Origin of the sequence: Arthrobacter globiformis (assembly GCF_030818015.1) — a bacterium.
GTDB classification, from domain to species: domain Bacteria; phylum Actinomycetota; class Actinomycetes; order Actinomycetales; family Micrococcaceae; genus Arthrobacter; species Arthrobacter globiformis_C.
Genome location: NZ_JAUSZX010000001.1, coordinates 446836 through 465905 on the forward strand (window position 1 = coordinate 446836; position 19070 = coordinate 465905).

Here is a 19070-nt window from a genome sequence, read left to right on the forward strand (position 1 = left end):
CTTACCAACGAAAGTGAAGAATGCAATGATGCACGCCACAAAACAGCGCACGCGGTCTTTCGCCGCCATGGCCGCGGCAGGAATCGCAGTGTCTCTACTTGCCTCCGCCTGCACCGGACAAGCCACTGCGACATCTTCAAACGAAGCGGTCGGCGACAAGCTGGCTCCGAGCATTTACTGCGGCGATACATGCCAAGGACAGCTTCAGCTAAAGGTTGATCCCGCGGGAATCGACTGCAAAGTTGGTGTCTCCTGGAGTAGCGCCTCCTTCCCCTACGGAGCGAAATCAACGCAGCAGATTCCTGAATTTGCAAAGGCCTTCTTCCCGAAAATGAACGTCACCGTCAGTGACGGACGCGGCGATGCGACCAACCAGTCAAACCAGGTGTCAGAAATGATCGCCCAGGGAATCAAGGTGCTCATCCTTTCGCCCCAGGATGCCAACGCGTTGGCAGGAGTTGCGAAACAGGCCACTGCCGCTGGCATCAAGGTGATTGCCGCGGACCGCCAGGTCAACGCAGAGGTTTCCACTTACATTGGATCCGATAACGAGGAAGCCGGCTTGGTCGACGGCAAGGCCGTGGCACAGGCCCTCGGCGGAACCGGAAGCGTCGTGGAACTCTCCGGAAGCCTCGGCGCTTCCCCGACAATCGCCCGGGCAGCTGGCTTCCGCAAAGGTATTGCCGGATCAAAGGTCGAAATCATCGCGTCCCAGACCGCAAACTACGACCGGGCCACAGGATTGAAGGTCATGGAGGACCTTCTGCAGCGCTTCGGAACAGGCAAGATCCAAGGAGTCTACGCACACAATGACCAGATGGCCTTTGGCGCCATCCAGGCGATCAAGGAAGCCGGACGCGAAGGCGAAATCAAGGTGTTCGGCATCGACGGGGAGGCCGAAGCGCTGAATCTGGTCAAGGACGGAAGCTACGCAGCGACCGTCGGCTACCCGCTCGTTGTTAAGGAAGCGACCATTGCCGCCGCCAAGCTCTGCGCCGGCGAGCCCCTCGACGCGCGTATCAAGCTCGACTCCACCCTTATCGACAACACCAACGTAGATCAGTACCTGGGCAAGGCACCCCAGTAAACCCTGATCGCCAAGAAAGGAACCGTTATGAAAATCTCGTACAACACCTGGGCTTATTCCAGCTTCTTTGTTTGGGTCCCCTCCTACACTCTCGAAGAGACAATCAAGCGGATCGCCAAAATGGGCTATGACGGCATTGAGATCGGTGGCGCAGCCCCGCACGCCTACCCGGCCTACCTTGGAGCCGAACGGCGGGCTGAGATCAAGGATCTCCTCGACGAACATGGCCTGTCGCTTTCCAGCATGTTGCCCGCACCCTCCGGCGGCCCCGGAAACAACCCGGCTTCGCCCTACATTGAGGAACGCCGCGCCACCATCGAACACTACGTCGAGCTGGCCGAACTGACCGCCCAGTGGGGCGGTAAAACCTTGATCTATCTGCCCGGATGGATGATCTTCGGCACGAGCCGGCGGCAGGCCTGGGCATGGACCCGTGAATGCCTCACCGAGATCGCGGACCGGATCGCGCACACGGGCGTCACCCTGGTGATCGAACCGACCTCGCATGACACGAACCTGTGTGAAAGCGCCGATGACGCCATCGAACTGATGGAGGACGTCAACCGGGACAACGTCAAACTCATGTTCGACACCTTCCACGTCATGTACCGCCGCGAGGTCAACACGGACTACGTCTACAAGATGGGCGAGAACCTGAAACACATCCACATTTCTGACAACGACCGGCTGCCCCCCGGTAAGGGCATCGGTGACTGGCCGGCCCTGGTCGACGCGATGCTGGACATCAAGTTTGACGGGTACCTGACGATGGAAACCGGCTTCCACCAGCGTGGCATTGAGCCGGACGAGGACGCGCGGTCAGGTATCGACTTCCTGCGCCCGCTCGTGGAGGAACGCAAGAAACTACGCCTGGGCGCGCAGGTATAGGAGGGCGATGTAGATGGCGTCAAAGTTTGTACTCGACTTTCCTCTGACGTTCCTCAACCGTGAGGAAGCCGCAGTGATTGATGCCCTTGCGGGGCAGATCATCCCGTCCGAGCCCGGCTCTCCGGGTGCCAGGGAGGCAGGAGTAACCGAATACATCGATAAGGCTCTGGGCGGATTCCTGCGGGAGCTGCAGTCCGTGTACCGCAGCGGCCTGATCGCATTGGCGGATTTCACAGCGCGTATTACCGAGGGACGGTTCCACGAACTGGCCGACGGGCAGCAGGAAGAGATCGTCCGCCAGTTGGCTGAGCTGAGCGAAAGGGATCCTTCGGACTTTGCAGGCCAGTTCTTCCGCATCGTCCGAGAACACACGGTGCAGGGCTTCTTCGGGGACCCGGCCTATGGCGGAAACCGGGAGCTGGTCGGCTGGGAGCTGGTCGGCTTTCCTGGGGCCCAGTGGGGGTACACGGCGGAGCAGATGGCGCCGGACTTCAACACCCGGACCATTCCGATGCTGACCATCAAGGATCTTTACTCCCGTATTGGAGGAGCACAATGAGCGAGAACTTCGACGCCATCATCGTCGGCATGGGGTCCACCGGCGGAATCCTGGCCGAACAACTGACTAAAGCCGGCCTGAAGGTTCTTGGCCTGGACAAGGGCCAGGACTACACCGAGGAAGACTTCGCCATCAAGCAGGACGAAATCCGGTACTACCAGCGGGGCGCCATCGTCGCTGGCGTGAACGTGGACCCGGTGACGTGGCGTGCCTCCGACAGCGAGACGGCCCGCGTTCTTCCGTGGTCCGCCGGTGCCCTAGGCAACGATGAGCCTCTGTACGGTCTGCCGTCCATCGGAACCGGTGGCGGCACCCTGCACTGGGGTGCCGCCGCCTACAGGTTCAGAGAAACCGACTTCCGAATGAAGAGCGCCATCGCTGAACGTTTCGGCGCCCAGGCACTGCCGGAGGGCTCCACGCTGGAGGACTGGCCGATCAGCTACGCAGACCTGGAGCCGTACTACGACCGGGTGGAATACGAGCAGGGCATCTCCGGGCTGGGCAACACCGGCGGGGTGATCCCCGAGGGCGGTAACCCGTTCGAACCGCCGCGCAGCAGGGACTACCCGATGCCGCCAGTCACACAAGGACCAGGAGACGTACCCTTCGTGGCGGCGACCAAGCGGCTGGGCCTGCACCCCTTCCGCCAGCCGCTGGCCATCAACTCGCAGGAATACAAGGGGCGGCCCGCTTGCGTGAACTGCGGCTTCTGCCACGGCTACCCGTGCCACGTCAAGGCTAAGTCCACCACGCAGGTCACGTCGGTGCCAGCCGCCAAAGCCACGGGCAACCTGGACCTCCGGCCCCTGAGCCGCGTTCTGCGGATCAACCGGACAGCTGACGGCAAGCGCGCCACCGGTGTGAGCTACCTCGACAGCACAGGCACGTACCGGGAGGCGACTGCCGACAAGGTCATCCTGACGGCCTATTCCCTGGAGAACGTCCGTCTGCTGCTGCTCTCGGACATCAATAGAAACGGTCAGGTGGGCCAGCACTTCATGACCCACAACTTCGGCTGGTTCACTTCCATCCTGCCTGAGCCGACCAACCCGTTCCTGGGCACGTTCAACGCCTCCAGCGCAGTGGATGACTTTACGTCCGAACTTGTCCCGGACAACGACCTGGGAGTCCTCTGGGGATCTCCAATCATCAGCGTCGTCGGGGACCTTCAGCCCATCGAGGCGTACCACAACATGGATCCGCGGACCCGCAAGTGGGGCCTGGACCTCAAGCACTGGCTGCGGGAGAACTACACACACATGCACCGCATGTACTCCCAAACCACGAACTTCCCGTACGCGCGCCATTACGCCGACCTTGATCCAACCATCAAGGACCGCTGGGGCCAGCCGGCGCTGCGCATCACCCATGACTGGGACGATCACGACGCCAATTCCGTCACTCTGATGGGCCGGTACAAGGAGAAAATCGCCCGCGAGATGGGGGCGAAGGATTACTGGATGGATTCGCCCCGGCCCCCCTATCACCTCTCAACACACGACGTCGGGGTGCACCGGATGGGCGAGGATCCCGCCACATCCGTGACCGACATCTACGGCGAGGTCCACGAGTGCGAGGGGTTGTACGCCATTGGCGGCGGCCAGTTCGTCAGCTATGGCGGGTACAACCCGAACCAGACCATCCAGGCGTTGGCTTACTTCAGCGCGGAGCACCTGCTCAAGAAACTGGGCGTGGACGGCGCTCACATGGGGCTCATCCATGCATCATGACCTTTCCGCAACGCCCGTGGATCCGTCCGCTCCGCCCAGGTTTGCAGGCAAGGTGGCGTTTGTCACGGGCGGGGCACGCGGGCAGGGCCGGAGCCATGCTCTGCGCTTGGCACGTGAAGGGGCGGATATCGCCCTGGTGGATTTAGGGTCCGCGGGCCATGTGAACGATCCAGACTACAACACGGCCACCAGCGCCGACCTGAAGCAGACCCGGGAGGACGTCCTCGCCCTGGGCCGGCGTTGCGTCTCCTTCGAAGTAGACGTGCGTAACTATGACGGTCTTGCCGGGGCGGCGGCAGACACCGCAGCCCGACTAGGCGGGATTGATTTTGTCATTGCCAATGCCGGCATCTCTGACGGGTTCCACCGCACGTGGGAGCTGCCCGTCGAGAACTGGCAAACGATGATCGACATCAATCTCACGGGAGTCTTCTACACCTGCAAGGCAACCGTGCCGCACCTGATAGAGCGGGGAGCAGGTTCGTCCCTGGTGCTGATCAGCTCCGGGGTTGGTCTGAAGGCCGTGCCCCGCCTGGCCCACTACGTTGCCGCGAAGATGGCCCTGCGGGGCTTGAGCACTTCACTGGCCCAGGAGCTGGGGGAATACGGCATCCGCTGTAACACCGTCCTTCCGGGGGGCATCAACACGGAGATGACGACGGCGATGGTGGAACTGAACAATGTCCCTCGGGAGCAACTGCTGGCGGGCTTCCGCGCCGGGCAGTTGATCAATACCGATCTGGAAGTAGCGGATACCACCGCCGCCGTCCTGTGGCTGCTGTCCGACGAAGCACGCCTGGTCACCGGTCTAGAAATGACCGTTGACGCTGGCGAGAGCAAAAAATAACTACTCGTAGCATCAGAAAGGGGCACGCTGTGTCATCTGCAAAGGTCCTCAAGGTCGGCATCGTCGGCTTGGAATTCGGCGCCGAATTCATCCCCATCTATCAGCAGCACCCGAACGCTGAAATGTACGCGATCTGCCAGCGCACCGAATCCAAATTGAACGAAGTCGGTGACCAGTACGGAGTCGAGGTCAGATACACCGACTACGACAAAATGCTGGCCGATCCCAACATCGACGTCATCCACATCAACACGCCTCTCCAGCTGCACGCCGACCAGGTGGTCGCAGCCCTGGAAGCCGGCAAGCATGTCGGCTGCACCATACCAATGGCCACTTCTGTGGAGGACTGCAAGCGCATAGTCGACGCGCAACAGCGGACCGGGCTGACATACATGATGATGGAGACCACCCTCTACAGCAGGGAATTCCTTTACCTCCAGGAGCTCTACCGGACGGGGGCCCTCGGGAAAGTCCAATTCCTTCGCGCCTCCCACCATCAGGACATGACGGGCTGGCCGTCCTACTGGGATGGCATGCCGCCCATGTATAACGGCACCCACGCCATCGGACCCACCCTTGGGCTCGGGGGAAACCAAGCCGAGTACGTCCAGTGCCTGGGTTCGGGGAGCGTCTTCGACCGGATGAAGGGCCAGTATGGCTCCCCCTTCGCCATCGAATCCACGCACATCAAATTCCTTGACAGCGATACAGGTGCAGAAGTGACAAGGCACCTTTGGGCCGTGGCTCGGGAATACCGCGAAAGTTTTGACGTATACGGCTCTATTCGTTCCTTCGAATGGGCACAGACAGAAGATGCGGCCCACGTGCTGTACCTCGGCGAAAAACCGGAACGTATCACTGTCCCCGATTTCGCCGACCGTCTCCCCGAACCAATTCGACATTTCACAACTGCCGGGGTCTATACGGCGGGAGGCGAATCGGAACACCGCTCCTTCGTTCAGGGAGGGGGCCATGGCGGTTCTCACCCCCACCTGGCCGACCGTCTGTTGCAAGCCGTCCTCGGCGAGGCCGAGCCGTTCCCGAACGCCGTTCGGGGCGGCGAACATCACCTGTTCCGGCATCCTCTCGCACGAATCGGCTATGCGGGGCGGGGAACGCGTCTATCTTCCGGAGTGGACCTTAACGGACACGAAGCCAATCGTTGTCGAACTTGATCAGGACGTCCAGCCCCCGTGGGCTAAGGAATACGCGTTGACCCTCTAGCGGGGGCGCCCCGTGCCGCCGGCCGATGCTGAGGGCGAGGCGCCTTTTCCTCGGAGGGGCCGACGGCAGGGTGTTCACGGTTCGACAAAAGTTCCGGCCGTGGCCGGGTATCAATTCGGCTGCTGAGCAGGTGCCACCTCGCCGGTACGAAAGGACAAGAGTGATGAGGAATCCGCCCGGCAAGGCAGTGATTTCGAAGCTGGTGACAGGCGGCGAATTCCATGCGGGGGAGCACGGTCCTGGGCGCTGTAATCCCTCGCGGTCCGGGCAGAATGAACCCGCTCGTGGCGAGAATGGACAGGCAGCGAATTTCGGGCCCTTGCCTCTGTGTATGGAGCTAAATCTGAGCGGCATGGCCACGCTCAGGCACCACGTGGAGAATCTGTTGTCGTTGTGGTGCTCCGCGGTAGATGCAGGTGACTGCGGTTTGCTCCGTGAGCTACTCGGAGATGCTCCCCCGTGTATGGATAACGAATGCTTCACGCCTGGTTCAGCCGGCATGTCGGATTTTCTCTGTCTGAGTCCGCAGGGACGGGACAGGTCCAAGCGGGTATTTTCAAATCTCAGTGTGTGGCGCGATAGCGATTTTGGATACTACACGGCCTCTGTCCAGACATGGACACTCGGTTCGCAGTGGATCTGCACTGACTTCAGTTCCTGCGAAGGCCGCCTCAAAGCCGGACCGCAGGTGTGGAGATGGGACCGCCACCGAATAAGAACCGTTGGAGAACCTCAGGATGTTCCGTTTTGACCTAACAGCTGCCGTGGCTGCACCAGAATAACGGGCGGTCCATTCCTCAAATTGGACCGGGCGTCGACGGTGCCGGAAACGAGGTGGCGGCCGCAGCAATCGAGAGTGCACTTGCTACGACAACGCTGTGATGGAGAACTTCTTCGGCCACCTCAAGGAAGAGCTCTTCCACCACGTCAGATTCCTCAACTCCGACGCACTGGAAACAGCACGGACAAGTACATCCGCGGGTACAACGACGAAAGAATCTCAACAAAGCTCAAGGGCCTGAGTCCGGTGCAATATGGGCTCAGGCCCTGGCAGCTCACTTGCTGACAGGCTTCCTAGTTTTCAGGGTCTGCACAGCGCTTCCTGCGCCAGCCAGACTACGAACGCACCCCAAAAACCGGCCGCTAGACGTATTAATTGCCCCTACTTTCGGATGGTTTTCGCACGCCGATAACCGGCCTTCCGCAAAGCTGCAAGGGGATGCACTGTCAGGTTGGGGCGTGCTTCAACGTGACGTCTGAATAGGGAAGCACCCCTAGGCGCTGAGCTGCCCGGCAATTTTCGCCAAGGCCAAGTGGGTCCTGCCACGTGTGTTCCGGCCGGCCGACAATGGATAGTGGCAGTGATAGCGACACGAGCAACGAGCATGACTTTTAACCGGTTTCAGCCTTGAGTGCTTCGGCAAGGACCTGGACGAGGTGCCGGCTGTCGAGCCCGGCGAGATCCTGGACCTGGGTGCGGCAGGAGAAGCCGTCAGCCATGATCTTCCGGTCCGGTGCGGCGTCTGACTTAGCAAGGATCCCGGCGCGAGCGATGTTTTCGGAAACCTCGTAGTGGCCTCTTTCCATTCCGAAGTTCCCGGCCAAGCCGCAGCAACCCGCTGAGGTTTCGACGTCGCAGCCCATGGCTTCCAGCAGCGCCTGGTCCGCGCCGTACCCCATGACCGAGTACTGGTGGCAGTGGGGCTGGACGAGGAGTTTCTCCGCGACCTGAGGCGGGGTCCAGTTGATGGAGGTCAGGAACTCCGCGACGGTCTTCACGGACCGTGCGAGCTCGGCTGCGCGGGGGTCGTCGGGGAGCAGTTCGAGCAGGTCGGAGCGCAGGGTGGCGGTGCAGCTGGGTTCGAGCCCGACGACGGTGCGGCCTTCCCGGACGTGAGGGATGAGCAGGTCCAGGGTTTTCCGGAGCTTTGCCTTGGCTGCGGTGAGCTGGCCGGTGGAGATGAGGGTGAGGCCGCAGCAGGCACCGGGGCCGGCGATTTCGACGTCGGCGCCTGCCGCCGTGAGCACGTGGAGGGCGTCGCGGGGAATGCCCGGGGCCATGGCGTCGGAGAAGGAGTCGACCCAAAGCAGGACTTTTGGGCCGTGTTGAGGGCCGCCGGCGGCGGCCAGTGTGAGGGAGCGTCGCGCTGGTTTGCTCCAGCGGAACGGCACCAGTGGAAGCGGCGGCAGGGAACGGCGGGTGTCCGCGCCCATCAGAGTCATCATGAGCTTTCGCAGCGCGGGAATGCGGCCTGCGAGATTGATCAGCGGGGCGGTGGGCGCGGCGAGCTTGAGCCACTGGGGCAGCCGGCCCAGCGTGTAGTGGCTAAGCGGGCGGAGGCGTCCCTTGTAGGTCTGGTGCAGCGTTTCGGACTTGAACATGGCCATATCGATCCCGGTGGGGCAGTCGTTAGCGCAGGCCTTGCAGCTCAGGCACAAGTCCAGGGCGTCGTGGACCTCCGGGGAACTCCAGCCCAGGGTGACCACGCCGCCGTTAAGCATCTCCTGCAAAGTTCGGGCGCGTCCGCGGGTGGAGTCCTTCTCGTCCAGCGTGGCAGTGTAGGAGGGGCACATGAAGCCGCCCTGTGGGCGCAGGTCGGCGCGGCATTTCCCGACGCCGACGCAGCGGTGCACCGCTTTGGTGATGTCGCCGTCGTCGTGGGCGAAGGCGAAGCCGTCGGTGGCCTTCAGCTCCAGTGCCTGGGGCCGGCGCAGGTCGGCGTCGAGCGGCGCCGGACGGACCACGACGCCCGGGTTCATCAGGTCCTCGGGATCGAGCAGTGCCTTGAATTTTTCCATGACCCGGAGGGCTTCGGGGCTGTATATGGTCTTCAGGAGTTCCGAGCGGGCGCGGCCGTCGCCGTGTTCGCCGGAGAGGGAGCCGCCGTGCTCGGCGGCCAGCGCGGCGGCCCGCTCGAGGAACCGCCGCATGAGCGCGGCATCGCGTTCCAGCGGGAAGTCGATGCGGACGTGCACGCACCCGTCCCCGAAGTGGCCGTAGGCCAGGCCGGAGAGGCCTTCCGAGGCCATGAGGGCTTCCATGCCGCGAAGGTAGCCGCCCAGTTTTTCCGGCGGGACGGCGGAGTCTTCCCAGCCGGGCCAGGCCTGCTCCCCGGCGGCGGTGCGTCCGGCGAGGCCTGCGCCGTCTGCACGGATCTGCCACAGCCGGACGGCTTCGGGACCGGCGGGCAGGACGATGGCCTCGATGGCGCTGGCAGCGGCGACGAGCTTGCCGGCTGCTTCGATGGCCTCTTCGGAGGTGTCCCCGCCGACCTCAGCCATCAGCCAGCCGCCGCCGGCGGGCAGCGCCGGAACACTCCCGTCACCGTGCGCGCGGCGCACCACGTTCACGAGCTGGGCGTCCAGCCCTTCCAGAGCCAGCGGGCGGAAGGGCAGGAGGTTGGGCACGTCGTCGGCAGCGGTGGCCATGTCGCTGTACCCCAGCACAGCCAGTGCCGGAGCGGCGGCGCGGGGAACGAGTTTGACGGTGGCTTCCAGGAGGATGCCGCAGCTGCCTTCGGTGCCGACAAGTGCCGCGGCAAGGTTGCGGCCATTCTCCGGCAGCAGGTGCTCGAGGGAGTAGCCGGAAATCTGGCGGCCGAAGCGGCCGAACTCGGTGCGCAGCACCGCCAGGTGTTCGTCCACGAGCGACGCCAGTCCCGGGACGGCGTCCAGGGCATCGGCTCCGGAGCCAACCGTAACGACGTCGCCGCGGCCGGTCAGCCATGTCATGGACACCACGTTGTCTGCCGTGCGGCCGTAGGAGAGCCCGTGCGGGCCGCAGGCGTTGTTGCCAATCATCCCGCCGAGGGTGCAGCGGGTTGCGGTAGACGGGTCCGGTCCGAACCTGAGCCCGAACGGCTGGGCTGCTGCCTGCAGGGTGGTCAGCACGACGCCGGGTTCCACGACCGCCGTCGAACTCTCCGGGGTGACCGACAGGACCCGGTTCATGAACCGGGAGAAGTCGATGACCACACCCGGGCCGACCGCGTTGCCGGCACACGAGGTGCCGGCCCCGCGGACGGTGACAGGAACCCGGTGCCTGCCCGCCGCCTGCACCGTGGTGATGACGTCCTCCTTCGAGCGGGGAAGGACCACCACCTCCGGGACCACACGGTAATTGGAGGCATCGGTCGAATACAGGCTCCGCGTGAGGGAGGAGTCATCGACAGTGCCTTCCAGCCCCAGCCGGTGCAGCTCGTCAACGAGCGCTTCTGCTGCCGCGTGACCGGATAGGTTCGTTGACGGGGACATGCTCATACTCCTGTTGGGGTCTTGATGGCTGATGCTAGTGCGGCAACGGCTTGCCGCGCAGCAGCATGGCAGCGCGGACCCGTTCCTGGGCAAGACTGCGGGCCGCCTCGTGACTGGTCACCGAGCGGCTCTCGGCCGCCTCGAGAACCTGGACGGTGTTTGCACGAAGCTTTTCCGACACCGTGCTGAAGATGGACTCCGTCGCTGCCCGGAAGGGCGAGTATCGGGCGTCCATGGCGAAGGCCGCGCTCACCACGCCGCCGGCGTTGGCCACAAAGTCCGGCACCACAGTCACACCTCGCCGCAGCAGCACCTGCTGGGCTTCGGAGCTCGTGGGCAGATTGGCGCCTTCGACGACGAGGCGGGCGCCCATCCGCTCCGCGGCGGAGGCGTCGATCACGTCCTGCAGTGCTGCCGGGACCGCGATTTCTGCGTCCACGAAGAGCTCGTCGCCCGGGTCGATCTTCAACTCAGGGAAATCAGCGACCAGGGCGTCTCCGGACTCGCTGCGGCGGCGCAACAGCTCGGGGATGTCCAGCCCGGACGGGTCTGCGATGGCGCCCTCGGCAGTGGATATCGCCACCACCTGGTAACCCAGTTCATGCAGCCGGGAGGCAGCGGCGTGGCCCACGGCGCCGAAGCCCTGCACGGCCACGCGGGAACCCTGCAGCCCCTGCCGGCTCGCGGCCTGATCCACGACTTCGGCCACGCCATACCCGGTGATGCCCAGCTGGTCGTAGGGCACACCGCCCAGCTCGTAGGGGGTGCCGACGGCGGAACCCCGGTCGCCGAGTTCGTCGATGATGACTGCTGCATCGTTCTCGGTGAGGCCCATGTCCAGGCCGAAGACATATTCGCGGGGAACTTCGTTGGAGAGCCGGCGCACGAAGGACCGCAGGATTTCCTCCTTGTAGGGGGAACGCGGATCGGCCTGGATGCCGGCCTTCGCCCCGCCGTAGAACAGGTCGACGCCAGCCCACTTCCAGGTCATGACGCGGGCGAGGCGGGCGATCTCCTCGACGGTGACTCCCGGCTGCATCCGGGTGCCTCCCTTGCCGATGCCGCGGGAGGTGTTGTCGATGACGAGGACGCCTTTCATCCCCGTCTTGGCGTCGCTGACCGCGACGATTTTCTCAGGACCCCATTCGTCCATGAGGTCGAACATGCTTGCCATCGGCGGTGCGCTCCTAGATGTGCTTACGAGAAAGGACGGCTGTGGCCCGGCCGGCGTGACCGGGCCACAGCGGCAGGGGTCAGAGGAACTTGACGCCCTGGGCGAGGGGGAGTTCGCCGGAGTAGTTGATGGTGTTGGTTGCCTGCCGCATGTACACGCGCCAGGAGTCGGAACCGGACTCGCGTCCGCCGCCGGTCTCCTTTTCGCCGCCGAACGCACCGCCGATCTCGGCACCGGAGGTTCCGATGTTGACATTGGCGATGCCGCAGTCCGACCCGGCGGCAGAGATGAACCTCTCGGCTTCGGCCTGGTCATTGGTGAAGATGGCGGAGGACAGGCCCTGCGGCACGCCGTTCTGCAGCGCGATCGCCTCGGAGAAGTCACTGTAGGTCAGCACGTACAGGATGGGTGCGAAGGTTTCGTCCTGGACCACCTCGCTCTGCCGGGGCATCCGGACGATAGCGGGTTCAACGTAGAAGGCGTCAGGGCGCTCGTCGGCGAGGACACGGCCGCCGCCGGTCACGACGGTACCGCCCTGGGCCTTGGCGTCGGCGAGGGCACCCTGCATGTCGTTGAAGCTCTTCTTGTTGATGAGCGGGCCCACCAGGGTGGACGGGTCCGTCGGATCGCCGATGCGGAGCGTGCCGTAGGCGCTGATGAGCTTCTCGGTGAGCTCGTCAACGATGGACTCGTGCACGATGAGGCGGCGCATGGTGGTGCAGCGCTGTCCGGCCGTACCGGCGGCGGCGAAGACGATGCCGCGCAGGGCGAGGTCCAGGTCGGCGCTGGGGGCGACGATCGCTGCGTTGTTGCCGCCGAGCTCCAGGAGCGCGCGGCCGAAACGGGCGGCGATGCGCGGGGCGATCTCCTGCCCCAGGCGCACGGAGCCGGTGGCGGACACGAGCGCTACCCGCGGATCGTCCACGATCGCCTGGCCGGCGTGGCGGTCGGCGATGACCAGCTGATGGATGTCGGCCGGTGCGCCGGTGTCCTTGATGGCGCGGGCCAGCAGGGCGTGGGCGCCGAGGGCACTCAGGACCGTGATGCCGGACGGCTTCCAGACGACGGAGTCACCGCAGACCAGGGCCAGCGCGGTGTTCCAGGAGTACACGGCGACGGGAAAGTTGAAGGCGGAGATGACACCCACCACGCCCAGGGGGTGCCACGTCTCCTGCAGCCGGTGGCCCGGGCGCTCGGACGGCATGGTCTTGCCGTAGAGCATGCGGGACTGGCCGACGGCAAAGTCACAGATGTCGATCATTTCCTGGACCTCGCCGAGGGCCTCGGAGGTGATTTTTCCCGCCTCAGCCTGGACGAGAACCGCCAGGTCCTCCTTGTGCTCGGTGAGCAGTTCGCCCCACCGCTTGATGACGTTGCCGCGCACGGGAGCCGGGACCTCGCGCCACCTCAGGAAGGCTTCGTGGGCCTTCGTGATGGCTTCGTTGACCTCGTCAGCGGTGGCACTGGGGACGGTGAGCAGCACTTCGCCCGTGAGCGGGCTGCGCGCTTCATGGTCGCCGCCGAGCGCATCGGCGGTTACGCCGCAGGCCTCAAGGGCTCGGCTGACGGATGCTGCGAGGGCGGTTTCCTGGATGGTCTCAGTCATTTTTCTTCTGTCTCCTCTGGGTTCGTGTTGTTTGCGGGTCAGACTTCGACAGTCGTGCCCAGGTCTTCTGCCAGCGCGGCAACGGAGGCGTCCTGCTGCCGCTGGTAGAGCTCATTCGGATCCGCCACGGTGCGGCCGACGATCGTGGACATCACGGTGATGTCGTAGTCGGTGCCGGCCTGCGCGTCGTCGCGCGAGCCTTCGTCGGTGAGGTTGGACTGGAAAATCCCGGCCGCGGAGCGGGGGAGGAAATCCTCGTAGACGATGGGCTCCGGAACTGCGACGCCCCGTTCGATCAGTTCCGTCAGTGAGACGGTCCGGCCGCGGAGCGAGTCGCCGTAATGGCTCCACTGGGCGTCGCCGTCCACGGTGAATGTGAAGTAGGCGAGTTTCTGCATGGCCAGTTCCTTCTCGGTGCGGGGGAGGTTTTCCTCCCAGACCCCCCGGGCGACGTCGACGCGGATGCCGTTGCCCTGGCCGGCGGCCAGCCGGCGGTCCGTTTCGGCGACCATCCTGTCGTACAGGTCGCGCCCTGCGGGAGTGAGGGCAATACCGCGCTGCTCGACCTCGCCGAAGCGGACCCGAAGTTCTCCGGGGCCGACGGTGCCGTCCTCGAAGCGGAAGACCCGGTCTTCCGAGAGTGCCCGGAACGAGGTCTGCCGCAGCAGGACGTCGGGTCCGTCCCAGCGGGGCGGGCCCTGGATCTCGTCGATCATGGTGATCCCCTGGGCTTCCATCCGGCCGTAGAGATCGTCGATGTCCAGCACCCGGGGCGTGAGGTGGTTGATGTGCGTGGTGCTGACCCCGCCGATGTCGGAGGCAACGGCGGAGACCGCCTCGAGCTTCTTGTACCAGGCGTGGTCCACGGGGTGGTCCGACAGCTTGAATGCGGCGGTGGCCAGCTCCAGGAGCCGGTCCGCCTCGTCGTCCTCGAGGCCGCCCGCGGCCGCGGCCTTGTCCGCCAGGTCCAGCAGCTCTTTTGGGAAAAGGGTGCGGGAACCGATGAACCTTTGCAGTTGCTCCTGCAGTTCGGCGCTGAAGAAGCGGGGGTCGTCGGCGGCCAGCATGGAGGTGAACACGCGGAACGGGTTCCGGGCCAGTTCCTCCGGGTCGACGGGGCGGAATGCGGTGGAGACGACGGGCACGGATGATTTGGAGGCGTCCCGCAGGTCGTAGAAGCCCACCGGGTGCATGCCAAAGGCGGCGAAAACGCGGGCAACCTGGGCCATTTCTGCGGCGGATCCGACCCGGATGGCGCCGTGCCTTTCGGCCGTGACCCGGGAGATGCTTCCGAGGCGTTCCGCTTCGGCGCCCTTGCTGCGCAGGTAGTCTTCGTTGACGGCGGTGGAGACGTCCACCAGGGTGTTGTACGCCGGGACCTCCTCGCCGTACATCGTCGATAACCTGCGGGCGAATTTAGCCCGGAGCTGCCAGGGTTCTCGGAAAGACATGGATGGTTCCTTTCTGGTCGGGTGGTCAATGCCTGTTTCGGTGGTCAGATGATGTTGACTTCCCGCAAGGCTGTTTCAGTCCCTTTGAAGCGGTCCGCTGAGAAGTGGGAAGGGTCGAGGAAAGTCGGCTTGCCGAGGTACAGGTCGGCCACGAGTTCGCCCACGGCCGGGCCCTGGAGGAAACCATGCCCGGAGAACCCGGTGGCGTAGAAGAACCCGGGAAGCTCCTCCGCCTGCCCAATGAGGGCGTTGTGGTCGGGGGTGTTCTCATAGAGTCCGGCCCAGCCCCACTCCAGGTCGGGATTCTCCAGCTCCGGCGCGCAGACCGAGGCGGCCGCGTTGAACTCCGGCAGCCAGTCGTAGTTGAACTCGCGGGAAAATCCGCCCTCCTGCTCATGGGAGATACCCACGAGCAGGCCATTGAGATAGTTGTGGAAGTACATGGTGGTGGACAGGTCCAGGGTGAAGGGAACGCGTGGAAAGGGCCGGGCCTGCTGCCGGGTCATGCCGATGAGCCGCCGCACAGGCGTGACCGGCAGGTCCACACCGGCCATGTCGCCAATCCGGGCGCTCCACGCACCCGCACAGCACACCACCGCACCGGTGCGGATGGTGCCACGGTTGGTAATCACCGTTTCAATCGACCGGCCGTTGCGCTGGATCTCGACCACCTGGGTGCGGTTGAGGAAGGTCACCCCGCGTTCCCGGGCTGCTGCGGCATAGGCTTCAACGGCCAGGCCGGGCTCGGCAAACCCGTCACCGGGAGAGAAAGATGCAGCCGTGAGAACCGACGGATCCAGCAGCGGATTGATCTTGCCAGCCTCGGACGGGGACACCATGCGGCTGTTCACGCCCATGGAGTTTTGGATCTCCGTGGCCCGCTCCAGGTCGGCGACCTCGCCTGCGGAGCGGCACAGGAACAGGTACCCCACGGTCTGCAGGCCGATATCGGCACCGAACCTTTCCGGAAACCTGGTGTACTCGGCCAGCGACCGCTGTCCCAGGATGATGTTTCCCGGATCGGAAAAATTTGCCCGCACGCCGCCGAGAGGCTTGGCGGAGGACCCGCTGCCCAGTTCGGCCTGTTCAATGACGACAATGTTTTTCACTCCGCGGTCTGCCAGGTGCCAAGCCGTGCTGACACCCATGATGCCGCCGCCGATAATGACGACTTCTGCTTCCGTCGGCTGGGAATAGGCGTAGCTCAAGTCCAGCGGAACAACCTGATTGGCCACGAAATCTCTCCTAACTGGGCCCCGCGCCCCCTAAGGGCGTAGCGAAGAGCGATCGGTAATGGGTTATGGATTACCTATATCGTGACCGCTGCCACGATGGCCGTCAAGAGGCTGGCAGAAGATTTATTTTTTGGCCGTTGGACGACGAGGGATGCCTGGCCGTCGCACGCGAGAAAAAAGCCCGCCCTGCTGGCGCAGGGCGGGGCGGAGGTCGTGCTTGGGAGAGCTCAGTCCTTTCCGGTCTCCGGGCGCGCGTAGTCGAGGTGGCGTGACATTCGCTCGCCAGCAAGCTTCTCGTCACCAGCGAGGACTGCCTCGAGGATGCCTCGGTGTTCCTCGGCGCTGCTCATGAGCAGGCCGCGCTCCTGCAGGTGATAGGAGCCGGTGATCCGGGACTGGTCCCTGAGGTTTTCAACAATGGCGGTCCACCGACGGTTTCCGAGCAGGCCCACCAGGTGGGAGTGAAATTGCTGGTCTGTTTCCAGGTACTCGAGCATGTTCTCGGTCTCCGCAGCGTCGATGGTCTTGTCCGCCAGGGCCTTCAGGGCCACGGACTCGGACTCACCGATGCCTGCAGCGGTCACGCGCCGCACGGCTTCGACTTCGATAAGAAGGCGGAGGTCATAGACCTCCTGCTTGTCGCGATCGGACATCTCGACCACGCGGAAGCCGCGGTTGCGCACTACTTCCAGGAGTCCCTTGCCGGCAAGTGCAAGCATGGCCTCGCGAGTGGGGCTGTTCGACACGCCCAGCTGGGCGGAGAGGCTGTTGGCCGAGTAGATCTGCCCGGGCTTCATGGACCCGCTCAGGAGTGCGCGACGGACGATTTCCTCGGCGGAATCCTTCAGGGTCAGGTGCTGGAGGGCTGACGGGTCGACGTGGCCGCCCCAGGATGAGATGGGCTGCATGATTTCCTCCCGAGTGTTGTGTAATCCATTGTCCAGCACCCTTCGCGCTTACTCCTAGTCGCTCTTCCGGCGTGGCGAAACGCCCCCGAAATCGCAGGGAAACCGTCTCGCAACCGCCGGACGTCGCAAAAGTAAGTGCCTCTTGACAGGGGAGCTGAAGTGATCTGTTATTAGTAATCGACAACCGATCAGGTGTCGCGCCTCACATCTCCGTTTCCCAGTAGAGGATCTCTCCATGAAGAAGTCTGTTCTGACAGCTGCGGCCCTTGGCGCCCTCGTCGTCTCCTCGATGACCGCATGCGGCAATGACGCCGCAAAGACGGTGGCAGCCGACTGCAAGCCTGCGGCTTCGTTCCAAACCCTTAGTGCCGGCACGCTCACGGTGGCCGTCCCGGAACTTCCGCCGTTCTCCACCTACGCCAACAGCCAGCTGGCCGGCGTGGACGGTGAACTCATCAAGGAATTCGCGAAGCGCAACTGCCTCGAAGTCAAAGCCGAGCCAACGTCTTACGCGGGCACCATCCCGGCGGTGCAATCCAGCCGTGCTGACGTCGCCATCGGCGCCTACTACCGGACCTCGGAAAGGGACAAGATCGTCGGACTGACGAGACCCGTCTACACGGACGAGATGGCCACCGTCAGCATCGAGGGCATCGATCAGGTTTCCGCACTCGAGAGCCGCAAGGTGGGCACTGTGGATGGATACCTCTGGGTTCCTGACTTGAAGGCCTTGCTCGGCGACAAGCTGACCATCTACCCGTCGGCCGTGGAAATGCAGGCCGACCTGAAAGCCGGCCGCATCGACACGGGGATCGACAGCTACGGATCCGCCGTCGAGATGTACAAGGGTGACTCCAAGTACAAGGTGACTGCCGTGCAGCCTGATGCCCGCGTCAAGGCGTCCAAGGAGCCAGCGCAGATCGCCTTCCCCTACATCAAGTCCAACAGCGGGCTGGGTGCTGCGCTGGACGCAACCATCACCTCAATGAAATCCGACGGCACGATCGGTTCTGCGCTCAAGGGGGCCGGCCTCCCGGAAACCGGTGCCGACACGGGCGCACCCCGACTCATCGGCTGAGCCACATGCCCATCAGTGCGGCACTGACCGTTGTGGATCCGCCCCTCACCGTGCTCGGCCCGGACCACGTCATGGCATTGCCGCCCATGGCAGCCGTCCAGGCCCTCAGCGACGCGCTGTCCAGCGGCGTCGACCCCGAGCGCGACGGCGTCCGGAGCCGCGTGGAAACACCGCATGGCCAGTTGCTCCAGATGCCCGCTGCCTCACAGGACTACGCCGGAACAAAAATCCTCACTCTGACGCCTGGCAACACCTCCCGGGGCAGGCCCGGCATCCAGGGCGTCTATGTCCTCTTCGCCGGTGACACCCAGCAACCCGCTGCCGTCATTGACGGCGCGGCCCTGACCCGGATCCGCACACCGGCCGTCTCAGCATTCGGCCTTCGGCTGCTGGGGCACCGGACAATCCCGCGGATAGTTGTCTTCGGTGCCGGTGTCCAGGCCTGGGAACACATCAGGGTCTTCCACGCGGTCTTCGGGCTGCAAACAGTCGCTGTCGCCGCGCGGAACCCCGGCGCCGCCGCGGGCCTGGCGACGAAGGCAACAGAGGAACTCGGGCTCAAGGCATCATCGCACGGCCTGGCGGAGGCAGAGACGCTGGTGGGCAGCGCGGACGTCACGGTCTGCTGCACTGCCTCGCCTTCCCCGCTGTTCTCCGGGCGTTCCGTGCGGCCCGGTGCCACCGTCGTGGCCACCGGCTCCCACCAATCAGGCAACAGGGAACTGGACCGGGAGCTTATGGCCAGGGCACGGATCTGCGTTGAGTCCGCCAACACCGCCCTGGCAGAGGCCGGCGAGGTCATCGACGCCGTCGCCCACGGGGAGCTGAACCCGCAGAACCTGATCACGTTGGCCCGCCTGCAACAGAACGGCCCGCCCGCACCGTCTACCAGCAGGCCAGCCGTCTTCAAAACCACGGGAATGCCCTGGCAGGACCTTGCCATCGCGGCAGCCATCCACCGGCTGTGGCTCTCCGATAATGGTTCGCCGGCGCTTTCGCCGGCTGAGCCCAATTGACCCACCGAAAGGA

The 19070-nt window shown here is 64.3% G+C and carries 15 protein-coding genes; 9 read left to right on the forward strand and 6 right to left on the reverse strand.

Going from position 1 to position 19070, the window contains the following annotated elements; translation table 11 throughout:
* Positions 1 to 67 precede the first annotated feature (67 nt).
* From QFZ23_RS02110 to QFZ23_RS02140, 7 genes are all read left to right on the forward strand, one after another.
* Positions 68 to 1087, forward strand: a complete 1020-nt coding sequence (locus tag QFZ23_RS02110) for a substrate-binding domain-containing protein (protein ID WP_306926615.1) — start codon at positions 68 to 70, stop codon at positions 1085 to 1087.
* A gap of 27 nt (positions 1088 to 1114) precedes the next feature.
* Positions 1115 to 1975: a sugar phosphate isomerase/epimerase family protein gene (locus tag QFZ23_RS02115; protein ID WP_306920298.1), complete on the forward strand. Its 861-nt coding sequence runs from the start codon at positions 1115 to 1117 to the stop codon at positions 1973 to 1975.
* A 13-nt stretch (positions 1976 to 1988) separates the two neighbouring features.
* A complete protein-coding gene (locus QFZ23_RS02120) occupies positions 1989 to 2534 on the forward strand; it encodes a gluconate 2-dehydrogenase subunit 3 family protein (RefSeq protein ID WP_306920299.1) in 546 nt (181 codons plus the stop codon).
* Positions 2531 to 4264: a GMC family oxidoreductase gene (locus QFZ23_RS02125; protein WP_306920300.1), complete on the forward strand. Its 1734-nt coding sequence runs from the start codon at positions 2531 to 2533 to the stop codon at positions 4262 to 4264. Before QFZ23_RS02120 ends, QFZ23_RS02125 begins: the two co-directional genes overlap by 4 nt.
* Positions 4254 to 5111: a mycofactocin-coupled SDR family oxidoreductase gene (locus QFZ23_RS02130; protein WP_306920301.1), complete on the forward strand. Its 858-nt coding sequence runs from the start codon at positions 4254 to 4256 to the stop codon at positions 5109 to 5111. The genes QFZ23_RS02125 and QFZ23_RS02130 overlap by 11 nt, the downstream gene beginning before the upstream one ends.
* Positions 5112 to 5140: 29 nt before the next feature.
* A complete protein-coding gene (locus QFZ23_RS02135) occupies positions 5141 to 6286 on the forward strand; it encodes a Gfo/Idh/MocA family protein (protein WP_306920302.1) in 1146 nt (381 codons plus the stop codon).
* A gap of 905 nt (positions 6287 to 7191) precedes the next feature.
* Positions 7192 to 7401 (forward strand): IS3 family transposase, encoded by a 210-nt coding sequence (locus QFZ23_RS02140; protein ID WP_373427839.1) that lies wholly within the window; start codon positions 7192 to 7194, stop codon positions 7399 to 7401.
* Positions 7402 to 7727: 326 nt separating this feature from the next.
* Here the strand turns inward: QFZ23_RS02140 and QFZ23_RS02145 are convergent, their stop codons facing one another.
* The 6 genes from QFZ23_RS02145 to QFZ23_RS02170 all read right to left on the reverse strand — a co-directional run bounded on the left by QFZ23_RS02145 (position 7728) and on the right by QFZ23_RS02170 (position 16963).
* Positions 7728 to 10589 (reverse strand): FAD-binding and (Fe-S)-binding domain-containing protein, encoded by a 2862-nt coding sequence (locus tag QFZ23_RS02145; protein WP_306920303.1) that lies wholly within the window; start codon positions 10587 to 10589, stop codon positions 7728 to 7730.
* 34 nt (positions 10590 to 10623) lie between these two features.
* Positions 10624 to 11763 (reverse strand): Glu/Leu/Phe/Val family dehydrogenase, encoded by a 1140-nt coding sequence (locus QFZ23_RS02150; protein ID WP_306920304.1) that lies wholly within the window; start codon positions 11761 to 11763, stop codon positions 10624 to 10626.
* A gap of 79 nt (positions 11764 to 11842) precedes the next feature.
* Entirely contained in the window at positions 11843 to 13369 is a 1527-nt protein-coding gene (gene amaB, locus QFZ23_RS02155; protein ID WP_306920305.1) for an L-piperidine-6-carboxylate dehydrogenase, read from the reverse strand.
* Between the two features lie 38 nt (positions 13370 to 13407).
* On the reverse strand, positions 13408 to 14820 hold the full coding sequence (gene hglS / locus QFZ23_RS02160) for a 2-oxoadipate dioxygenase/decarboxylase (protein WP_306920306.1): 1413 nt from the start codon (positions 14818 to 14820) through the stop codon (positions 13408 to 13410).
* A gap of 44 nt (positions 14821 to 14864) precedes the next feature.
* Complete coding sequence (locus QFZ23_RS02165) at positions 14865 to 16055, reverse strand: NAD(P)/FAD-dependent oxidoreductase (RefSeq protein WP_306920307.1); 1191 nt, start codon at positions 16053 to 16055, stop codon at positions 14865 to 14867.
* Positions 16056 to 16282: 227 nt separating this feature from the next.
* Positions 16283 to 16963 (reverse strand): GntR family transcriptional regulator, encoded by a 681-nt coding sequence (locus QFZ23_RS02170; protein ID WP_306920308.1) that lies wholly within the window; start codon positions 16961 to 16963, stop codon positions 16283 to 16285.
* Positions 16964 to 17198: 235 nt separating this feature from the next.
* Between QFZ23_RS02170 and QFZ23_RS02175 the strand changes: the two genes are divergently transcribed.
* Together QFZ23_RS02175 and QFZ23_RS02180 are read left to right on the forward strand one after the other, a co-directional pair.
* Positions 17199 to 18041: an ABC transporter substrate-binding protein gene (locus tag QFZ23_RS02175; RefSeq protein WP_306920309.1), complete on the forward strand. Its 843-nt coding sequence runs from the start codon at positions 17199 to 17201 to the stop codon at positions 18039 to 18041.
* A gap of 5 nt (positions 18042 to 18046) precedes the next feature.
* Positions 18047 to 19057, forward strand: coding sequence for an ornithine cyclodeaminase family protein (locus tag QFZ23_RS02180; protein ID WP_306920310.1), 1011 nt, complete (start codon positions 18047 to 18049; stop codon positions 19055 to 19057).
* Positions 19058 to 19070: the final 13 nt, after the last annotated feature.

Excerpts from the sequence above, each read along its gene's own strand:
- QFZ23_RS02115 (WP_306920298.1), top strand. The coding sequence starts at position 1,115 with ATGAAAATCTCGTACAACACCTGGGCTTATTCCAGCTTCTTTGTTTGG.
- QFZ23_RS02150 (WP_306920304.1), bottom strand. The coding sequence starts at position 11,763 with ATGGCAAGCATGTTCGACCTCATGGACGAATGGGGTCCTGAGAAAATC.
- amaB (WP_306920305.1), bottom strand. The coding sequence starts at position 13,369 with ATGACTGAGACCATCCAGGAAACCGCCCTCGCAGCATCCGTCAGCCGA.
- QFZ23_RS02145 (WP_306920303.1), bottom strand. The coding sequence starts at position 10,589 with ATGTCCCCGTCAACGAACCTATCCGGTCACGCGGCAGCAGAAGCGCTC.
- QFZ23_RS02120 (WP_306920299.1), top strand. The coding sequence starts at position 1,989 with ATGGCGTCAAAGTTTGTACTCGACTTTCCTCTGACGTTCCTCAACCGT.
- QFZ23_RS02110 (WP_306926615.1), top strand. The coding sequence starts at position 68 with ATGGCCGCGGCAGGAATCGCAGTGTCTCTACTTGCCTCCGCCTGCACC.
- QFZ23_RS02130 (WP_306920301.1), top strand. The coding sequence starts at position 4,254 with ATGCATCATGACCTTTCCGCAACGCCCGTGGATCCGTCCGCTCCGCCC.
- QFZ23_RS02180 (WP_306920310.1), top strand. The coding sequence starts at position 18,047 with ATGCCCATCAGTGCGGCACTGACCGTTGTGGATCCGCCCCTCACCGTG.
- hglS (WP_306920306.1), bottom strand. The coding sequence starts at position 14,820 with ATGTCTTTCCGAGAACCCTGGCAGCTCCGGGCTAAATTCGCCCGCAGG.
- QFZ23_RS02175 (WP_306920309.1), top strand. The coding sequence starts at position 17,199 with ATGAAGAAGTCTGTTCTGACAGCTGCGGCCCTTGGCGCCCTCGTCGTC.
- QFZ23_RS02125 (WP_306920300.1), top strand. The coding sequence starts at position 2,531 with ATGAGCGAGAACTTCGACGCCATCATCGTCGGCATGGGGTCCACCGGC.
- QFZ23_RS02170 (WP_306920308.1), bottom strand. The coding sequence starts at position 16,963 with ATGCAGCCCATCTCATCCTGGGGCGGCCACGTCGACCCGTCAGCCCTC.